This window comes from Mesorhizobium sp. B2-5-13 (genome assembly GCF_006440535.1).
Classification (GTDB): Bacteria; Pseudomonadota; Alphaproteobacteria; order Rhizobiales; family Rhizobiaceae; genus Mesorhizobium; species Mesorhizobium salmacidum.
In genome coordinates, this window is the sequence record NZ_VFUI01000003.1 from 1 (window position 1) to 13868 (window position 13868).

Below are 13868 nucleotides of genomic sequence, written 5' to 3' on the forward strand. Positions count from 1 at the left end.
CACCCCGCCCGCCCAAGTGATGCGATGTTGGAGAACTTGTGAACGTCGAGTTTTTCCGGCATGATTTTGCGCTAGCTAGGCCGAGGTCTAATTATATGACGGCAGGTAGTTGCCGATGATGCCGTCAGCGCGAGGACGGCGCTCCAGCCCGCTTGCTCGCTCCAAATACCGGCATTCGCCATTGACGAGCTGCTGCTTGCGTTTCCCGTAAATTGCTTCCGCGAGCTCACAGTCAGATAGACCGGCGCGGCGCGCGGCGATGAATTCGATCGTGTTTGCGAGGGATGTCATGCGGAAAGCCTCCAAAATTTGCGAGGCCTCCTATACGATACACCCGTTGGCCGCCGTCAATGTTAGGTTTTCAAGAATCTTTAGGTTGGCGGTGAGGCAAACGCCTCACGCGACAGTTGTGCCTGTTGGAGCCTTGTCTGCGCCCATAATCCGCCATGCTAAGGATGCGGCCCATCGAACCTGGGTGCGGAGATGTCCAACGTGCCGTGCTTTAGGAACGCGTCATCGAGGCGGGATGAGATCCAGGAGTAGGCTTGTGGTGTCAATTCCATCGCTGGCTTGCGCATTATGGCTCGGCGGGGATTTGTGTTCCCTCTCCCGGTCAACTGATTTCGCAGGGTCGGAGCGAAGGCCGCCGATCCCAATTCCTGCATCATGTCGACCATCGATACTCCAGCCGAAAGCCGTCCATCGATGAAGACTGGAGTGTGAACCCGAACGTAGTGAGACCAATCAGTCTTCCATGTGCGAGCGGCGATGTCACCTGGAGTAGCGTCGTCAATGCCCGGTTTGTGCTTTCGCCCTATGGCCCTTCCGTAGATGCGATAGTCACTACGATCGAGCATCATCCGAGCCATGAACATGACTGCACCGTCTTGGACCTGTCTCGGTCGCTTCCCGGTTGGGTAAGTGCACGCCCAATGCGAGCCGGACCGGGTAACCTCTTGTCCAATTTCCATGCTCAGCTCCGCTCGGTTGTCCGCGCGACCGAAGAACTTGACGAATGACTGGAGAGGGCCGCTGGTGGCCTGGCCTGACACAAACGGCGATTCGAGCTCCACCAATTCTCCGTAGTCCGGCAAACCAACCGTAGGAAGCACCGGGGTCGTGCGAACGCTGGCGAGCTCCTTGGCCCAATCTCCAATTTGATCGAGAGCTAGGTCCTTCTTCGTCTTGCTCCACAAAACAGTGAAGTAGTCATTGCAGTGCGACACGATACCAGGCTCACCTGCGCAGAAGCCGAACTCTTTGTTGCGGAACATCGCCGCCTCCGTAAGATTGGCGCTGGTTACAATCGCAGACGAACTGCCGAACAGATACATTTTCGAGTGAAGTCCCTTGATTCCTCGAATCCTCGCGCCAGCCAGAAAAAGTGTTTCAAGCGCTTCGAGATCGCTTACGCCCGCGTTGAAGCTGTTAAGATCGAAACGAGTGATTACCTGAATGGTCTTGGGCGCAGCCAGGTTCAGAAAGCGCTTTGCAGTGGCCAGTTTGATAAACGGACAAATGATCCGCAGAGCAGCCGGCCGCAATCTCATCTCGCGGTCGATTTCCTCGGCCCATCCCGAATCGACTAGTCGAAAGTTTTCCAATTTGCACTCCATGCCGGTTACCATCAGATGCCGCCCAGCAGCCAAGCTGGATGTGCCCAAAGCCGTCTAGCAGTTGAGGTGTTGCTGAGGCATCGGGTCGGACGTTCCGAAACTTTTCGTAGGATATCATCATGCGATGCGCACCGCGCCAGCCGCAAACGTGGGCGGCAGCTGAACCTGCTCTGCGTCCCCGTGGCGTTCTAAGTTGTGCACCGGGATACATTCCATGTTGTTGATTAGCTCTGCGATGGAGGCAATGTGCGAGGAAAGGCAATCTATCAAGAAACCGAGTCGAAGTTCGCTGTCCCCTTTTTGGGACACAAAGCTGCCATTCTGCTTACGGCCCATCTTTGGCGTTCACGATCCTGACTTAGGTTGCATATGTAATCTCGGACTAGGCGAGAGCGAATGGAGGAGAAGCCGGCTGAGGAAGCGAAGTTGGAACCCCGCCGACGTACAGAAGCTGATCCGGTCAAACGAGTGGTGGAAGCTTAGGCTTCCGGACCACGATCCGGTCAATCGCCTACTTGCGGTCAGAAATGAACTCGAGTGTTCGGAACTCTCCACTTGATCTGACGACGAATGACGGAGCATCTCTGAGATCAGCGACCGTCACTTTCCAGCCACGTAGTTCACGGAGTGAAACCGAGGCCCTGAAACTGCGGTTCTCACCTAAACGGCTGAACCGCATGTGGAGGATGTTGTCCTTCTCCGCGAGCGACGACAACTCATACAGGTCGAGCGCCTGCCCTTCCCTATTCCGGAATGAGGTATTGGCGCTCAGAGCAACGGTCTGCACAATCCCAGATTGCCCCTTGGGCTTGTCGGTGCAGCCATGTTTCTCCCATGGCCAGCCGAGATCGTTAAAGAAAACTCTGCCGCCGTGCGGGCTCTGGTAAAAATACACGCGTTCTCCGCATACCGGGCAACGTGCGTTCGGGTTGACATAAGAGACAATCGATTGGAACGGTTTGACGACCACGGATGCCGAGCGAGCACTGTATCCAGCGCACCAGCGGCCACTCAGATGGATTGGCGTTGCCCGTCCAGCGACAATGCGAAAATGGATTTCTCCCCCACACAAATCGCACGTGCGCATGCAAATTCCCCAGCGAGAATACCTCCACGAGAGGCCAATACCAGGTTTTCGTTTTTCGGTTAGCTCGACGTCCTAGTTAGCCATAAGTCCGCATAATCGGTGCCGTTGCAGCCCGTTTCTCGTATATGACGATTCCAATGCTGAGGCGCTTCGGCGCAATTTCAAGCGAATTACTAGTCCGCTGCGCCGAGTCTTGCGTTAAGTGAGCTAAAAAGCAGCTACTAGCCTCAAAACGCGTTCGAGCTTGTCGTTACCGCCCCCGCCGCCTATGTGAATTCCGCCGTATTTTGGTGTCAGATAGGTGCGAAGTGAACTCCAGTTATACTGGAATTCTTTCCGGCCATATGTCGCCTGAGCTTGCTTCGACGCGAAAAACTTCAACCAGTCTTTAAGAATTTGCCCGGTTAGCCTATAGCGCGTCCCGGGAGGAGCTTTTTGGATAGCCTGCTTATGATGGGGGTACTTTGCAAGAAACGCTTGTGCCGCGCCGCATGCTTGAAGAATGTGACCACCAGTCATCTCCCTCTTAAATCCAAGTTCAAGAGCGCTGTCGGCAAGATTCTTAAGTGGCGAATTGTTTTTGAATCGCTTGTAACATTCCCCAAAAAACCACTCTCTGCTTTTTAGCCCCATATTTTCCTCCCATGACATGGCGCACTGCGCGCCTGATCTTCCGAAAACCGTTTGGTTCAATTCGTGACAATGACAAACGCTATCCAGACCCAGTGCTTCGATTCGAAAGCTGACAGGCCATCGGCCCCCTCTTAATACTGGCCGATACCTCCCCCAGGGGCTATCTCTAGACCCACAGACAGCGATTCGAAAGGGCGGGGAACGGCATGGCCGAAGAAAAGGGTTCAGCCGCATCGGTCTACAAGCACGGCCAGGAATCCGTGCAAAGGCCCGATGCCGGAGTCGAGGCGCAATTCTCGAACAAGAAAGCGCCGAAGACCTATCGGTACGATTCCAGTCTCGCGCCCGAGTTGTCGTGGGATGAAAGCGCCGACCGCGCCTTTGCCGAATGGCTGCTGGCGTTGGTCACGAATGCGGCTGAGAAGGGAGAGAGCGAAGTGTTCGCCTCGCCGCAGGTTTGGCAGGGCAATGGTGAGAACTTCTCCACTCTGTCGCAGTGCGCCGCGCGGCTACGAAGCTTAACCAAGCCGTTTCTGAACTGGGCTGGCAAGGCCGAGCGGCAGCAGATTACCGTGCCGACGCTGCCGCTGTTCGTTCACGAGCGACATTCAACGCAGGCGATCCTGGAAACGCTGAAGTCTCACAAGGCGCTCGGTACTAACCTCGACCTGTTCGGCGATACCAACCTCGACGTAGCCGACAAGTTGGACGCCTACGAACACAAGGGGCCGTGGACCAACCGTCTCATCCTTGGCGACTCGTTGCACGTCATGAATTCTTTGACCGAATACGAGGGCATGGGCGGCCAGGTACAGATGATCTACTTCGATCCGCCCTATGGTGTGAAATTCGGGTCGAACTTCCAACCATTCGTTCGGAAACGCGACGTGAAGCACGGACCGGATGACCACATGAGCCGCGAGCCCGAAATGGTGAAAGCCTATCGGGATACATGGGAGTTGGGGCTTCACTCCTACCTGACGTATCTCCGTGACCGCCTGACGCTTGCGCGGGAACTTTTGACGGATTCCGGTTCCCTCTTTGTCCAGATTTCAGACGAGAATCTGCACCACACGCGCGAATTGCTGGATGAGATATTCGGCGGTAAAAACTTCGTGTCGCAAATAACCTTCCAGACAAAAATTCCCCTAAGGAATAGCTACCTTCCAGGTGTTTGCGATTACATACTTTGGTATGGAAAGAACTTCGAGTCAGGTTCGATGAAATTCAATCGCCTTTTCGTCGAGCAAACGCTGGAGGATTCTCAACAGTTTAGTCTTGTCGAATTGAATGATGGAGCCATCAGAACCTTAGAAGAGTCTGAGCGGAAGGGCGCTGATCTTCCTGACGGGGCAAGGGTTTTCACAAGCTTGGACTTGGCATCATCGGGTCGAACGGAGTCCTGCGTTTTTGACTTTGAATGGAAGGGAAAAAGTTATTCACCGACTGCCGGAAAGAGCTGGAAAACCAACCGGCAAGGCATGAGAAAGTTGGCTCAGGAGAACCGGCTCTACGCTACGAAAAACGCGTTGCGATACAAACTGTATTTTGATGACTACCCGGTCCAATCGCTCACAAATATCTGGACCGATAGCGTGGGCGTTTCCGGAAAGGTGTACGTAGTCCAGACAGATTCGAAGGTTGTCGCTCGGTGTATGCTGATGAGTTCCGACCCAGGCGATCTCGTTCTCGATATAACCTGCGGATCTGGGACGACGGCATATGTCGCCGAACAGTGGGGCCGACGCTGGATCACCGTAGATACGTCACGAGTCCCTATTTCCTTGGCTCGGCAGCGGCTGCTGACCAGTACTTTCCCTTGGTATAAGCTTAAGACTCCTGCTCAGGGACCGGCCGCAGGTTTCGTCTACGAGAGAAAGAAAAATCGCAAGGGGGAGGACGTCGGCGGACTTGTGCCGCATGTGACGCTTGGCTCGATCACGAATAACGAGGAGCCGGAGTTGGTTACGGTCGTGGATCGACCGGAAATAGCAAGCGGCGTTACCCGTGTAACCGGTCCCTTCACAGTGGAGGCTACGATTAACGCTGCCATGAGCTTTGACGAGGACACCCCTACTTCATCGCCCCCACCGGCGTTCAGCAGTCCCCGCGCTTACCTCGACCGAATGATCGAGGTGTTGCGTCAGAGCAAGACGTTGCGCCTGCCCGGCAACGTCACGCTCGAACTCGAAAGGATCAGCCCGCTGGTCGACCGCGAATACTTACATGCGGAAGGTGTTACAAGCAACGGCACCGCTAATCGTATCGCATTCGTATTCGGCCCCGAGGACGGTGCCATAGGCTCCGAATACGTGTTCAGCGCCCATACGGAGGCGTTGCAACGCGGTTATCAGCAACTGTTCCTCTTCGGCTTCGCCATCCAGGCAAAAGCCCGCGAAATGCTGGACAAGCTGAAAATCCCCACAACCTACGTGTCCGTCACTCCCGATGTCGTCATGTCGGACCTGCTTAAGACAACGAAGAGCAGTCAAATCTTCTCTATTACGGGCTTGCCCGACGTGTCAGTGGAGCAAGCAGGCAAGGAGAAGGACGGAACGCCGCTCTATCGCGTCGTCATCAAAGGCCTGGACATTTTCAGGCCCGACACGATGGAGACGGACGAGATCAAAGCCGAGAACCTGCCGTGCTGGATGCTCGACAGCAATTACAATGGCATGGTTTTCATGGCGACGCAGGTTTTCTTCCCTAAGACCGGCGCTTGGGAAAATCTGCAAAAGTCCTTGAAAAGTCAATTCAACGACGCCGTGTGGGAACACCTTGCCGGTACGGTCAGCGAACCTTTTGTTATGGGCGACAAGAAGCGCATTGCCGTGAAGGCCATCGACGAGCGCGGCAATGAGCTGATGGTGGTCAAGTTGGCAGATGGAGGCCTCTAATGTCCGCCGCCCCCCAGCAGCAACAGACGCCGGTGACCGTCGCCGAAGTTGACTCGCCGATCATCAACTCGCCGTTCCGTGAGCCGAAATATCACTGGCAGATCGAGCGCAGTACACCGCCTGTAAAGGCCGAGGGCCGCAGGCGAGCGAGCTATTTCTACCGTGTGCCCGAGCATGCCGGAAGCGGCCGTAAGGGAAGGCAAGCCGAACTGTTCGCGGACACGAAGGGCGAGGAGGTCGAGCTTGAAATCGTCAACCTTATCCGCGAGCGGGTGAAGGAATGGCGCGAAGGAACACGATCAAGCGGCCTGGCCTACGATGGCGCGTCGCCTATCACGAAGGAGCTTCTTGAACTCTGGCGCAGCGGGGATCGGATGCAGCGGCTCTTCTTTGCTCAAGTGGAGGCCGCCGAGACCGTCATATTTCTAGCAGAAGCTGCCGACATTTATCGTAAGGGAATTCCGGAAATCCCGAAGGACGACCCCGGGCTCGAATCCAAACTTTCCGGTGTGCGGGCTTTTGTCCGCCACGCCTGCAAGATGGCGACCGGCTCCGGCAAGACCACCGTCATGGGAATGCTCGCGGGCTGGTCAATTCTCAACAGCGTAGCGTCGCCCCGGGACGACCGCTTTTCCGATACAATTCTTATTGTCTGCCCGAATGTCACCATTCGTGAACGCTTGCAGGAATTGGACCCGGGACGTGGCGATCTAAGTCTTTACAGAACGCGGCAGCTTGTTCCCGTTCACCGCATGGAGGATTTGCGGCGCGGCGAGGTAATGATTGCCAACTGGCATCGCCTTGCCAAGAAGGAAACCAACAGCGTCAACGGCGAGTCTGCCAAGGTCGTAAAGACCGGTGAGCCGGTTGTGGTTGTGAAGAACGCTGGCAAGGCGAACGAAGTCGTCGAAACGAAGTACTTCGAGTCCGACGCAGCATGGTTCAAGCGTATCCGGCGTGAACTTGGCAGCGGCAAGGGGCGAAGCTTGCACTGGCTCATTTTCAACGACGAGGCACATCACGCTTATCGGCGCGGCGACACTGCGACGGACGAACAATCCCTTGATGAGGACAAAGACCTCGCCAGCAAGAACGCCCGCGAGGCGACGATTTGGATCGAAGGGCTCGACCGCATCAACAAGCTGGCCGGGGGCAGCCGGCGGCGCGGCATCCACCTCTGTGTCGATCTTTCGGCAACGCCCTTTTATATACAAGGCTCCGGCAACGAAGTCGGAAAGCCGTTCCCGTGGGTTGTCTCTGATTTCGGTCTTCTCGACGCCATCGAGTCCGGTCTCGTGAAGATTCCGCAACTCCCCGCCCGCGACGTAACTGGGGCGGAGGAAGCGGCCTATTTCAACATCTGGCGATGGGTGCAGGCAAAGGCAAAGGAGGATGGATACGGCGATAGCATGACGCCACAAATCGTCATGAACTACGCCAGCGCCCCAATCAATCTGCTCGCGGCTGAATGGCACCAGCGGTTCCTTGAGTGGGATCAGTACTCGAAGCAGCAACAGAAACATCCAGTCCCGCCGGTCTTCATCGTTGTCTGCCGCGATACGGCGGTCGCGCGCGAGGTTCACTCCTGGCTTGCCAACGGCAATGACGGCTATGGCGTTTCGCCGCCGTGGTTCCGCAACACGCCTGGCCATGAAGTGACCGTTCGTATTGACTCCAAGGTGATGGAAGATATCGAAGCCGGCGGTACGAAGGACGAGACACGCCGCTTGCGTTTTATCCTCGACACCATCGGCAAGTCCGAATGGCTCGGCGGCAAAATGCCGGAGGACTGGTCGGAGCTTGTGCGCAAACACAATGAGAGGGTCGCGAGCGACGACGACGGCTCCCTGAAATGGATTGATGAGCGTATTCCGCCAGGACGGGATGTGCGCTGCATCGTATCGGTCGCCATGCTCGCCGAAGGGTGGGACGCCAACACCGTAACTCACATCGTCGGCCTGCGGCCCTTCGGCTCGCAGCTTCTTTGCGAGCAGGTTGTGGGCCGGGCGCTGCGTCGCAAGAGCTATGCAATCAACGAAGACACGCAGATGTTCACAGAGGAAACCGCAAAGGTCTTCGGCGTGCCGTTCGAGTTGATCCCGTTCAAGGTCGCGCCGGCCGGACCGCAGCCGCCGCAGCCGGAGCCCAATCACATCTATTCGGTGCCGGAAAAGGCGGAATACGAGATCAGGTTCCCCATCGTGACCGGCTATCATCAGTCGGGGAGCTTTGATGTTTCCGTCGATTGGGAGCGAGTATCAAAAGTCACTATCGACCCGTCGCGCATTCCGCATGTCGTAGAACTGACGCCGTTGACGACGCCGGACGGCTCACTAGCCAGTTACGGCCCAGGCGCGAAGCCGGTACTGTCGCTGAAAGATTGGCGCGCCTTGTTCCGTGATCAGCAGGTCGCCTTCCGACTTGCCCGCGAAATCTGCATCCGCTGGCAAGCCGACAACGGAGCTACCGCCGTGCCGGCGCAGCAGCTTTTCCCGCGCGTCGCTTTCGCAGCAAAACGCTTCCTAGCTGAAAAGCTGGAATGCAAGGGCGACAGCCAACCCTGCGATGTGCTGCTGGTCGGTCAATACATGCAGGCGTCCATCGACGCCTTGTTCGACGCGATCAAAAAGGGGGCGTCAACGTCCGACGCCGAGGTCGCAGTCATCCCACAGGGCGCATCAGGGCGTGGCAGCACGCTGTATGTCGATTTCCACACAACGAAGCCGATCCAGGCAGCTACCCACTGTCACCTCAACGCGATGGTCGCCGACACACAGAAGTGGGAGCAGATCGCGGCCCTTCTTCTTGACACGCATCCCGGCGTGAGGAAGTGGGTGAAGAACGAGCGACTTGGCTTCTTCATTCCCTATCGCCGGAACGGGTTGCCGGCGCGCTACATTCCCGACTTTATCGCTGTCACCGATACGGATCAGAACGTTATAGTCGAAATCAAAGGGCAGGTGACCGATAACGCCGACGCCAAGGCTAAGGCTGCGGAGCGGTGGACTCGGGGCGTGACGCAGCTCGGTCAGCACGGAACTTGGCGTTATCTCCTCGTGACCGAACCGGGACGCGTAGGTGTGATGCTCAATTCGTTTACCGGAGCGAAATGGGATGAGGGCGAATTCGAGCTCAACTAGAGAATCGACAGCGAATTCAAGGTGATATTGGCGCGCCGCGCCGGTTGATGATGAGAACTATGTCTACGCCATAGGCCTCTAACGCCCTCCTTTTGCAAGAAGCAAAAACTCATACCTCTTGAAGCGGCCTAACGAGCACGGGTTTGATTTTGCCCTCAATGGAAATCCCGTCCCTGCTCGATTCCTGACCAGCCTGGGCTGCATCACCAGGCACTGCGTTCGGAGCCGCAATGGGGCTTGGCTGCAACAAACAGAACCAATCTCGCATACTCGCTATCAGGAACGCATCAAATCCGAGACAAGGCGCAACAATCATCGTTGACATGCAACAATCGATCATATACATGCATCATAAGTTATTAGTCGTGCATCAGATCGTAGGGTTAGCGCATGGAGCATTTCTCAATCATTCAGGCTCTCTGCCGAACGGCGATGGGCGCACCAACGCCGGCGTTGCGCAAACAAGTCGAACGGTTAAAGGATGCTCTCGCCAAAGATGGTGAGGAAAAGCAAGCAGCGTCGCTCGCGGGGATTCTTGCTACGGCGGAGCGCCTAATGGAGATGGCCCCGAGCCGAATCGAACGCTCGCGAGCGAACCTGGCCGGCGAGACGCTCGGCCGCAATACGCCGGTTCCTGTCGATCGTGAAACGGCCGCCGCCTTGGCAGAGATCATCTTTCCGTCTGAAGTCGAGGGAGCGGCCCCGCTTTTCAATTCGACTGTGACGCAGGCAGTTGAGACGATCGTCGATGAATGGACCGATTTCGAGGCGCTCGCGACCGTCGACATCGCGCCCTCAAAGACGTGTTTGATCTACGGAGCGCCGGGCACGGGGAAAACTCGACTGGCCCTCTGGATTGCTCGCAAGCTGGACTTGCCCGTTGTTCTCGTAAAACTGGATGGCCTTGTTTCCTCATTTCTTGGAACGACGGCACGCAATATTGGAAATCTCTTCGCATTCGCCAATCGCTATCGCTGCGTGCTTCTACTTGATGAATTCGACGCGATTGCAAAAGTCCGCGACGATCCCCAGGAGGTCGGCGAGATCAAGCGCGTTGTGAATGCCCTTCTCCAAAATCTGGATGCTAGACAAAACATAGGATTGACGATCGGCATCACCAATCATTCGAAGCTGCTTGATCCGGCGGTCTGGCGCCGTTTCGAGGTGCAACTTGAGATCCCCAAGCCCAATTTTGAGGTACGGAAGGCGATCGCCGCCATGTTTATGCCGCCTGTAGCGGCTCCCGACAGCCATCTACGTCTTATTGCGTGGTTCACTGAAGGTTCAACCGGAGCGGAGATCGAGGCGCTGGTGCGGACATACAAGAAGGCCACCACGGTTCGCGAGGACGATCGCCGAGGGTTACTGGATACGCTCCGCCAATTTGCCACTCTCAACGCGGCCCGCATTCAGAGTGAACGTCGAACGCTGTTGTTCGATGATCCCGCCACTCTGTTCCGGGCCATGCGTGACGACCCCATTCTCGCATTTTCAATGGCCGACATCGGCGAAATCGCAGGGCGGGACAAATCGACCGTAAGCCGTCAACTCGGGCGACAAGCCGGTAAAGTCGATGGGGGTGTGAATCATGGCTAGTCCGATCCAGATCGTCCTCAATCCGGACAATTATGAGGAAGCCCGAGAGGCAGGCGGCGGAGGCGGCCGCAAGGACTTCTTCGCGCACCGCGATCGGGAATTTGGCGCCCATAAGGCAGCTCTGATCGAGCAGATCGACACTATTTCCGAGGTTCTTTCGGCGCAAACGCAGGGGCCGATCGGCTACGTCAAGGTCATCCTTAAACGAGATGCCTGGGCGAAAAGCCATCGACCCGTTGGGGCACTCTTTCGTAGTGATCGGATACCCGTAGTCGGAGGTGGAGATCTCGGCGTGATGATTGTCGAAGGCCGACCATCGGCTTTGGCGCAGGTGAAAGCCGAAATCGCCAAAGCCGAAACGCTTACAAGAATGCGTTATGACGAGAAAAAAGGGAAAGAGGTGCCGAACCCTACAGCGCAAAAGAGCGAGACGGGTGCAATCGACCGGATCGAACTCTATGGCGCTTCCGACAAGCGCAACTTTTCGGTCGAAGAGGCTGTTGCCTGGCTCGCCAATCCGATGACGGGTAGTGGATATCAGGTCGAGTTGTTCGATGTCCTGCCACCGCGTGCCGAGTGGGATCGCCTCGACCCCGCGCACAGACGTCTGGTCGAGTCCTTCGTTGCCGGCTTCAACGCCCTTGAACAAAGTCTGTCAGTGGAGCATCTGCCTAGTTGGCGACAGCGGCTCCCGATGCTTTCCGTGCGTCTGGACCGAGCCGGAGATGGCGCCGTCCTACGGCTGACGAGCGTATCATCGAAGGAGCGCCGTGAGCTTTCGCCGTTCGACCCGAATGTTCAGCATCACAGCCGTTTGCTGGCGTTCTTAGACAAGCATCCCTTGGTCCGGCGGATCGAGTTGCCCGGCATCGTGGTGCGTTCTGCTCGCCCGGCAACGCCGAGCCGCGCTCGACCAGATCACGCGGTTATGCCCGTTCGCGATAGCCGCAGGACCCATCCGAGGCTGGGCATCATCGATGGCGGCATAAGCCCGGCCTTGTCTGACTGGGTCATTGATCGATGGGACGTGCTGGCTGACGAAGACATGGATCTATCCCATGGCACCTTCATTGGCGGGCTTGCGGTCGCTGGAGCCGGTATCAATGGTGCGGGGACTTGCCCCGAACCCGACGGCGCGGAACTGGTTGACGTAGCTGTCTTCCCAAATGAGCAGAAGGCTGGTGCCTTCGCATCTTACTATTCTGGCGGCGTCCCTCAGTTCTTCGATGAAATGGATGCGGCTGTCGCTGATGCGCGGGCACGTCATGGCGTGCGTGTCTTCAATATGAGTCTGAACATTCTTCAGCCCGCCGCACCCGATCGCTACAGCCCACATGCGGTCCGGCTTGACCAGATTGCCGAAGAAAACAATGCCGTCGTGTTCATTTCCGCCGGTAACATCCAGCCTCAAGACCTCCGCCCGGAGTGGCCGGTCGATGCGGCAAAGGCCCTTTCTAATCTTGCACTTGCGCGAAACGACGGGCTCCTGACGCCAGCGGAGAGCGCAAGAAATGTTGCTGTTTCGGCACTGAATCCACCAGGGCACAGCGGTTGCGTGCCTTTCGCCCCAGCCCGTTTCAGCCGTCGAGGGCCTGGGCTTAGGTCCGGCGGGAAACCCGACCTTGCCCATATCGGAGGAGCGGGTACGCAGCATGCGGCGCTGGGGCACGGCCTTTTCTCTATCCTTCCGGATGGAACAGTAGTCGATGGTTGCGGCACCAGCTACGCCTCGCCTTTGGTTGCCAAGACGGCAGCGGTCCTCGATCATGCCATCGAGGGCGAGGTCTCTCGTGAAACCCTCATCGGTTTGCTGGTCCACCACGCTGAGATTCCAGAACCGTTGCGCCTGAAAATGCTAGCACCGGTGGCACGGCACCTTGTCGGCTTTGGAATGCCACCATCTGCTGAACGTATTCTAGAGACAGGCGATCATTCAATTACCCTGGTCTTCGCCTCACGTATCCAGCACGGCCAGCAGATCAATTTCCGGTTCCCATGGCCGGCATCCTTGGTCGGACCTGGCGGCAAATGTCGAGGGCGGGCAAAGCTCACGCTCGTATCTACGCCGCCGCTGGACGCCCGGTTTGGTGCCGAGTTCGTCCGGGTAAACGTGAATGCTGTCCTGCAACAGGAGCAGGATGAAGGCAAATGGAAGGGTCGACTTGATCCGCTTTACCTTCCGTCTTCGCGAGAATCGTCGGCGGTCGAGGCGGAACTAGTCGAACATGACCTGAAATGGAGTCCGGTAAAGGTCCACGCCAAGATCTTCCCGCAGGGAGTTGGGCCTTCGTCGAACTGGCGACTATTTGTCGAGTATCTGACCCGCGCTGGAGAAGTGATGCCCGAGGGCGGCGTCCCCTTCACAGCCATTCTAACGATCAGCGATCCAGAGGCAGAAAGGCCGGTCTTCAACGACATGCGCCAAAGCCTTCAGGCGATTGGCGCACAGATCGCTGACATTCGGACGGCTGCGCGCATCACGCCGCGCGTCTAGCGGCTCGTATAGGAGAAATTACTTGGCTCGTTCGAAAGAGAAGCGAATTGGTTATCTACGAGGAAAAACGTCCGACGGAAGTGAGACTGTGGTCAGCGTTTCCAAGATTGGTCGCGATTACAGGATTGGATGTGGTTTCAAAGATCATCTCTGCCATCCGTCGGTCCGAGATATTGAAGGCGTAAGGCGTGAGGCATTGCTCGTCTTCGACCTACGCGATGCAATTCATCAGTCAATTTGAATGGGCCACAAAGCGCATCAATAGGATTCGCGAGCTAGCCGAGTGATGAAGGAGATGAAAAGGCATGTCTAGATGCACAGCACCAGTAAGGGGCCATCGCTCATCGGCCGCCGCCGCCGACTGTCCAGCATGCGGGAGTCGCTATAGCCGCTTCGGTGGTTACG

8 protein-coding genes are annotated in these 13868 nt (G+C 56.8%); 4 read left to right on the plus strand and 4 right to left on the minus strand.

The genetic code is table 11. The features are described 5' to 3' along the window. Window positions 1-87: 87 nt before the first annotated feature. From FJ434_RS06205 to FJ434_RS06220, 4 genes are all read right to left on the minus strand, one after another. Window positions 88-291 carry a hypothetical protein gene (locus tag FJ434_RS06205; RefSeq protein WP_140753093.1) on the minus strand — a complete coding sequence of 68 codons (204 nt, stop codon included), beginning with the start codon at window positions 289-291 and terminating at the stop codon, window positions 88-90. Between the two features lie 158 nt (window positions 292-449). Next, window positions 450-1604, minus strand: a complete 1155-nt coding sequence (locus FJ434_RS06210) for a phospholipase D family protein (RefSeq protein ID WP_246678433.1) — start codon at window positions 1602-1604, stop codon at window positions 450-452. A gap of 523 nt (window positions 1605-2127) precedes the next feature. Then, window positions 2128-2511: a hypothetical protein gene (locus FJ434_RS06215; protein ID WP_140502806.1), complete on the minus strand. Its 384-nt coding sequence runs from the start codon at window positions 2509-2511 to the stop codon at window positions 2128-2130. 399 nt (window positions 2512-2910) lie between these two features. Continuing rightward, window positions 2911-3354: a hypothetical protein gene (locus FJ434_RS06220; RefSeq protein ID WP_140502808.1), complete on the minus strand. Its 444-nt coding sequence runs from the start codon at window positions 3352-3354 to the stop codon at window positions 2911-2913. A gap of 188 nt (window positions 3355-3542) precedes the next feature. Between FJ434_RS06220 and FJ434_RS06225 the strand changes: the two genes are divergently transcribed. The 4 genes from FJ434_RS06225 to FJ434_RS06240 all read left to right on the plus strand — a co-directional run bounded on the left by FJ434_RS06225 (window position 3543) and on the right by FJ434_RS06240 (window position 13463). Further along, on the plus strand, window positions 3543-6233 hold the full coding sequence (locus tag FJ434_RS06225) for a site-specific DNA-methyltransferase (RefSeq protein WP_140753095.1): 2691 nt from the start codon (window positions 3543-3545) through the stop codon (window positions 6231-6233). Next, on the plus strand, window positions 6233-9373 hold the full coding sequence (locus FJ434_RS06230; RefSeq protein ID WP_140502812.1) for a DEAD/DEAH box helicase family protein: 3141 nt from the start codon (window positions 6233-6235) through the stop codon (window positions 9371-9373). Before FJ434_RS06225 ends, FJ434_RS06230 begins: the two co-directional genes overlap by 1 nt. A gap of 390 nt (window positions 9374-9763) precedes the next feature. Next, window positions 9764-10969, plus strand: a complete 1206-nt coding sequence (locus FJ434_RS06235) for an ATP-binding protein (RefSeq protein WP_140502814.1) — start codon at window positions 9764-9766, stop codon at window positions 10967-10969. Continuing rightward, entirely contained in the window at window positions 10962-13463 is a 2502-nt protein-coding gene (locus tag FJ434_RS06240; RefSeq protein WP_140796807.1) for a S8 family peptidase, read from the plus strand. The genes FJ434_RS06235 and FJ434_RS06240 overlap by 8 nt, the downstream gene beginning before the upstream one ends. The last annotated feature ends 405 nt before the right edge of the window (window positions 13464-13868 follow it).

Bases quoted from the DNA above. Each gene is read 5' to 3' on its own strand.
- FJ434_RS06205 (WP_140753093.1), bottom strand. From the start codon at position 291: ATGACATCCCTCGCAAACACGATCGAATTCATCGCCGCGCGCCGCGCC.
- FJ434_RS06220 (WP_140502808.1), bottom strand. From the start codon at position 3,354: ATGTCATGGGAGGAAAATATGGGGCTAAAAAGCAGAGAGTGGTTTTTT.
- FJ434_RS06225 (WP_140753095.1), top strand. From the start codon at position 3,543: ATGGCCGAAGAAAAGGGTTCAGCCGCATCGGTCTACAAGCACGGCCAG.
- FJ434_RS06230 (WP_140502812.1), top strand. From the start codon at position 6,233: ATGTCCGCCGCCCCCCAGCAGCAACAGACGCCGGTGACCGTCGCCGAA.
- FJ434_RS06235 (WP_140502814.1), top strand. From the start codon at position 9,764: ATGGAGCATTTCTCAATCATTCAGGCTCTCTGCCGAACGGCGATGGGC.
- FJ434_RS06240 (WP_140796807.1), top strand. From the start codon at position 10,962: ATGGCTAGTCCGATCCAGATCGTCCTCAATCCGGACAATTATGAGGAA.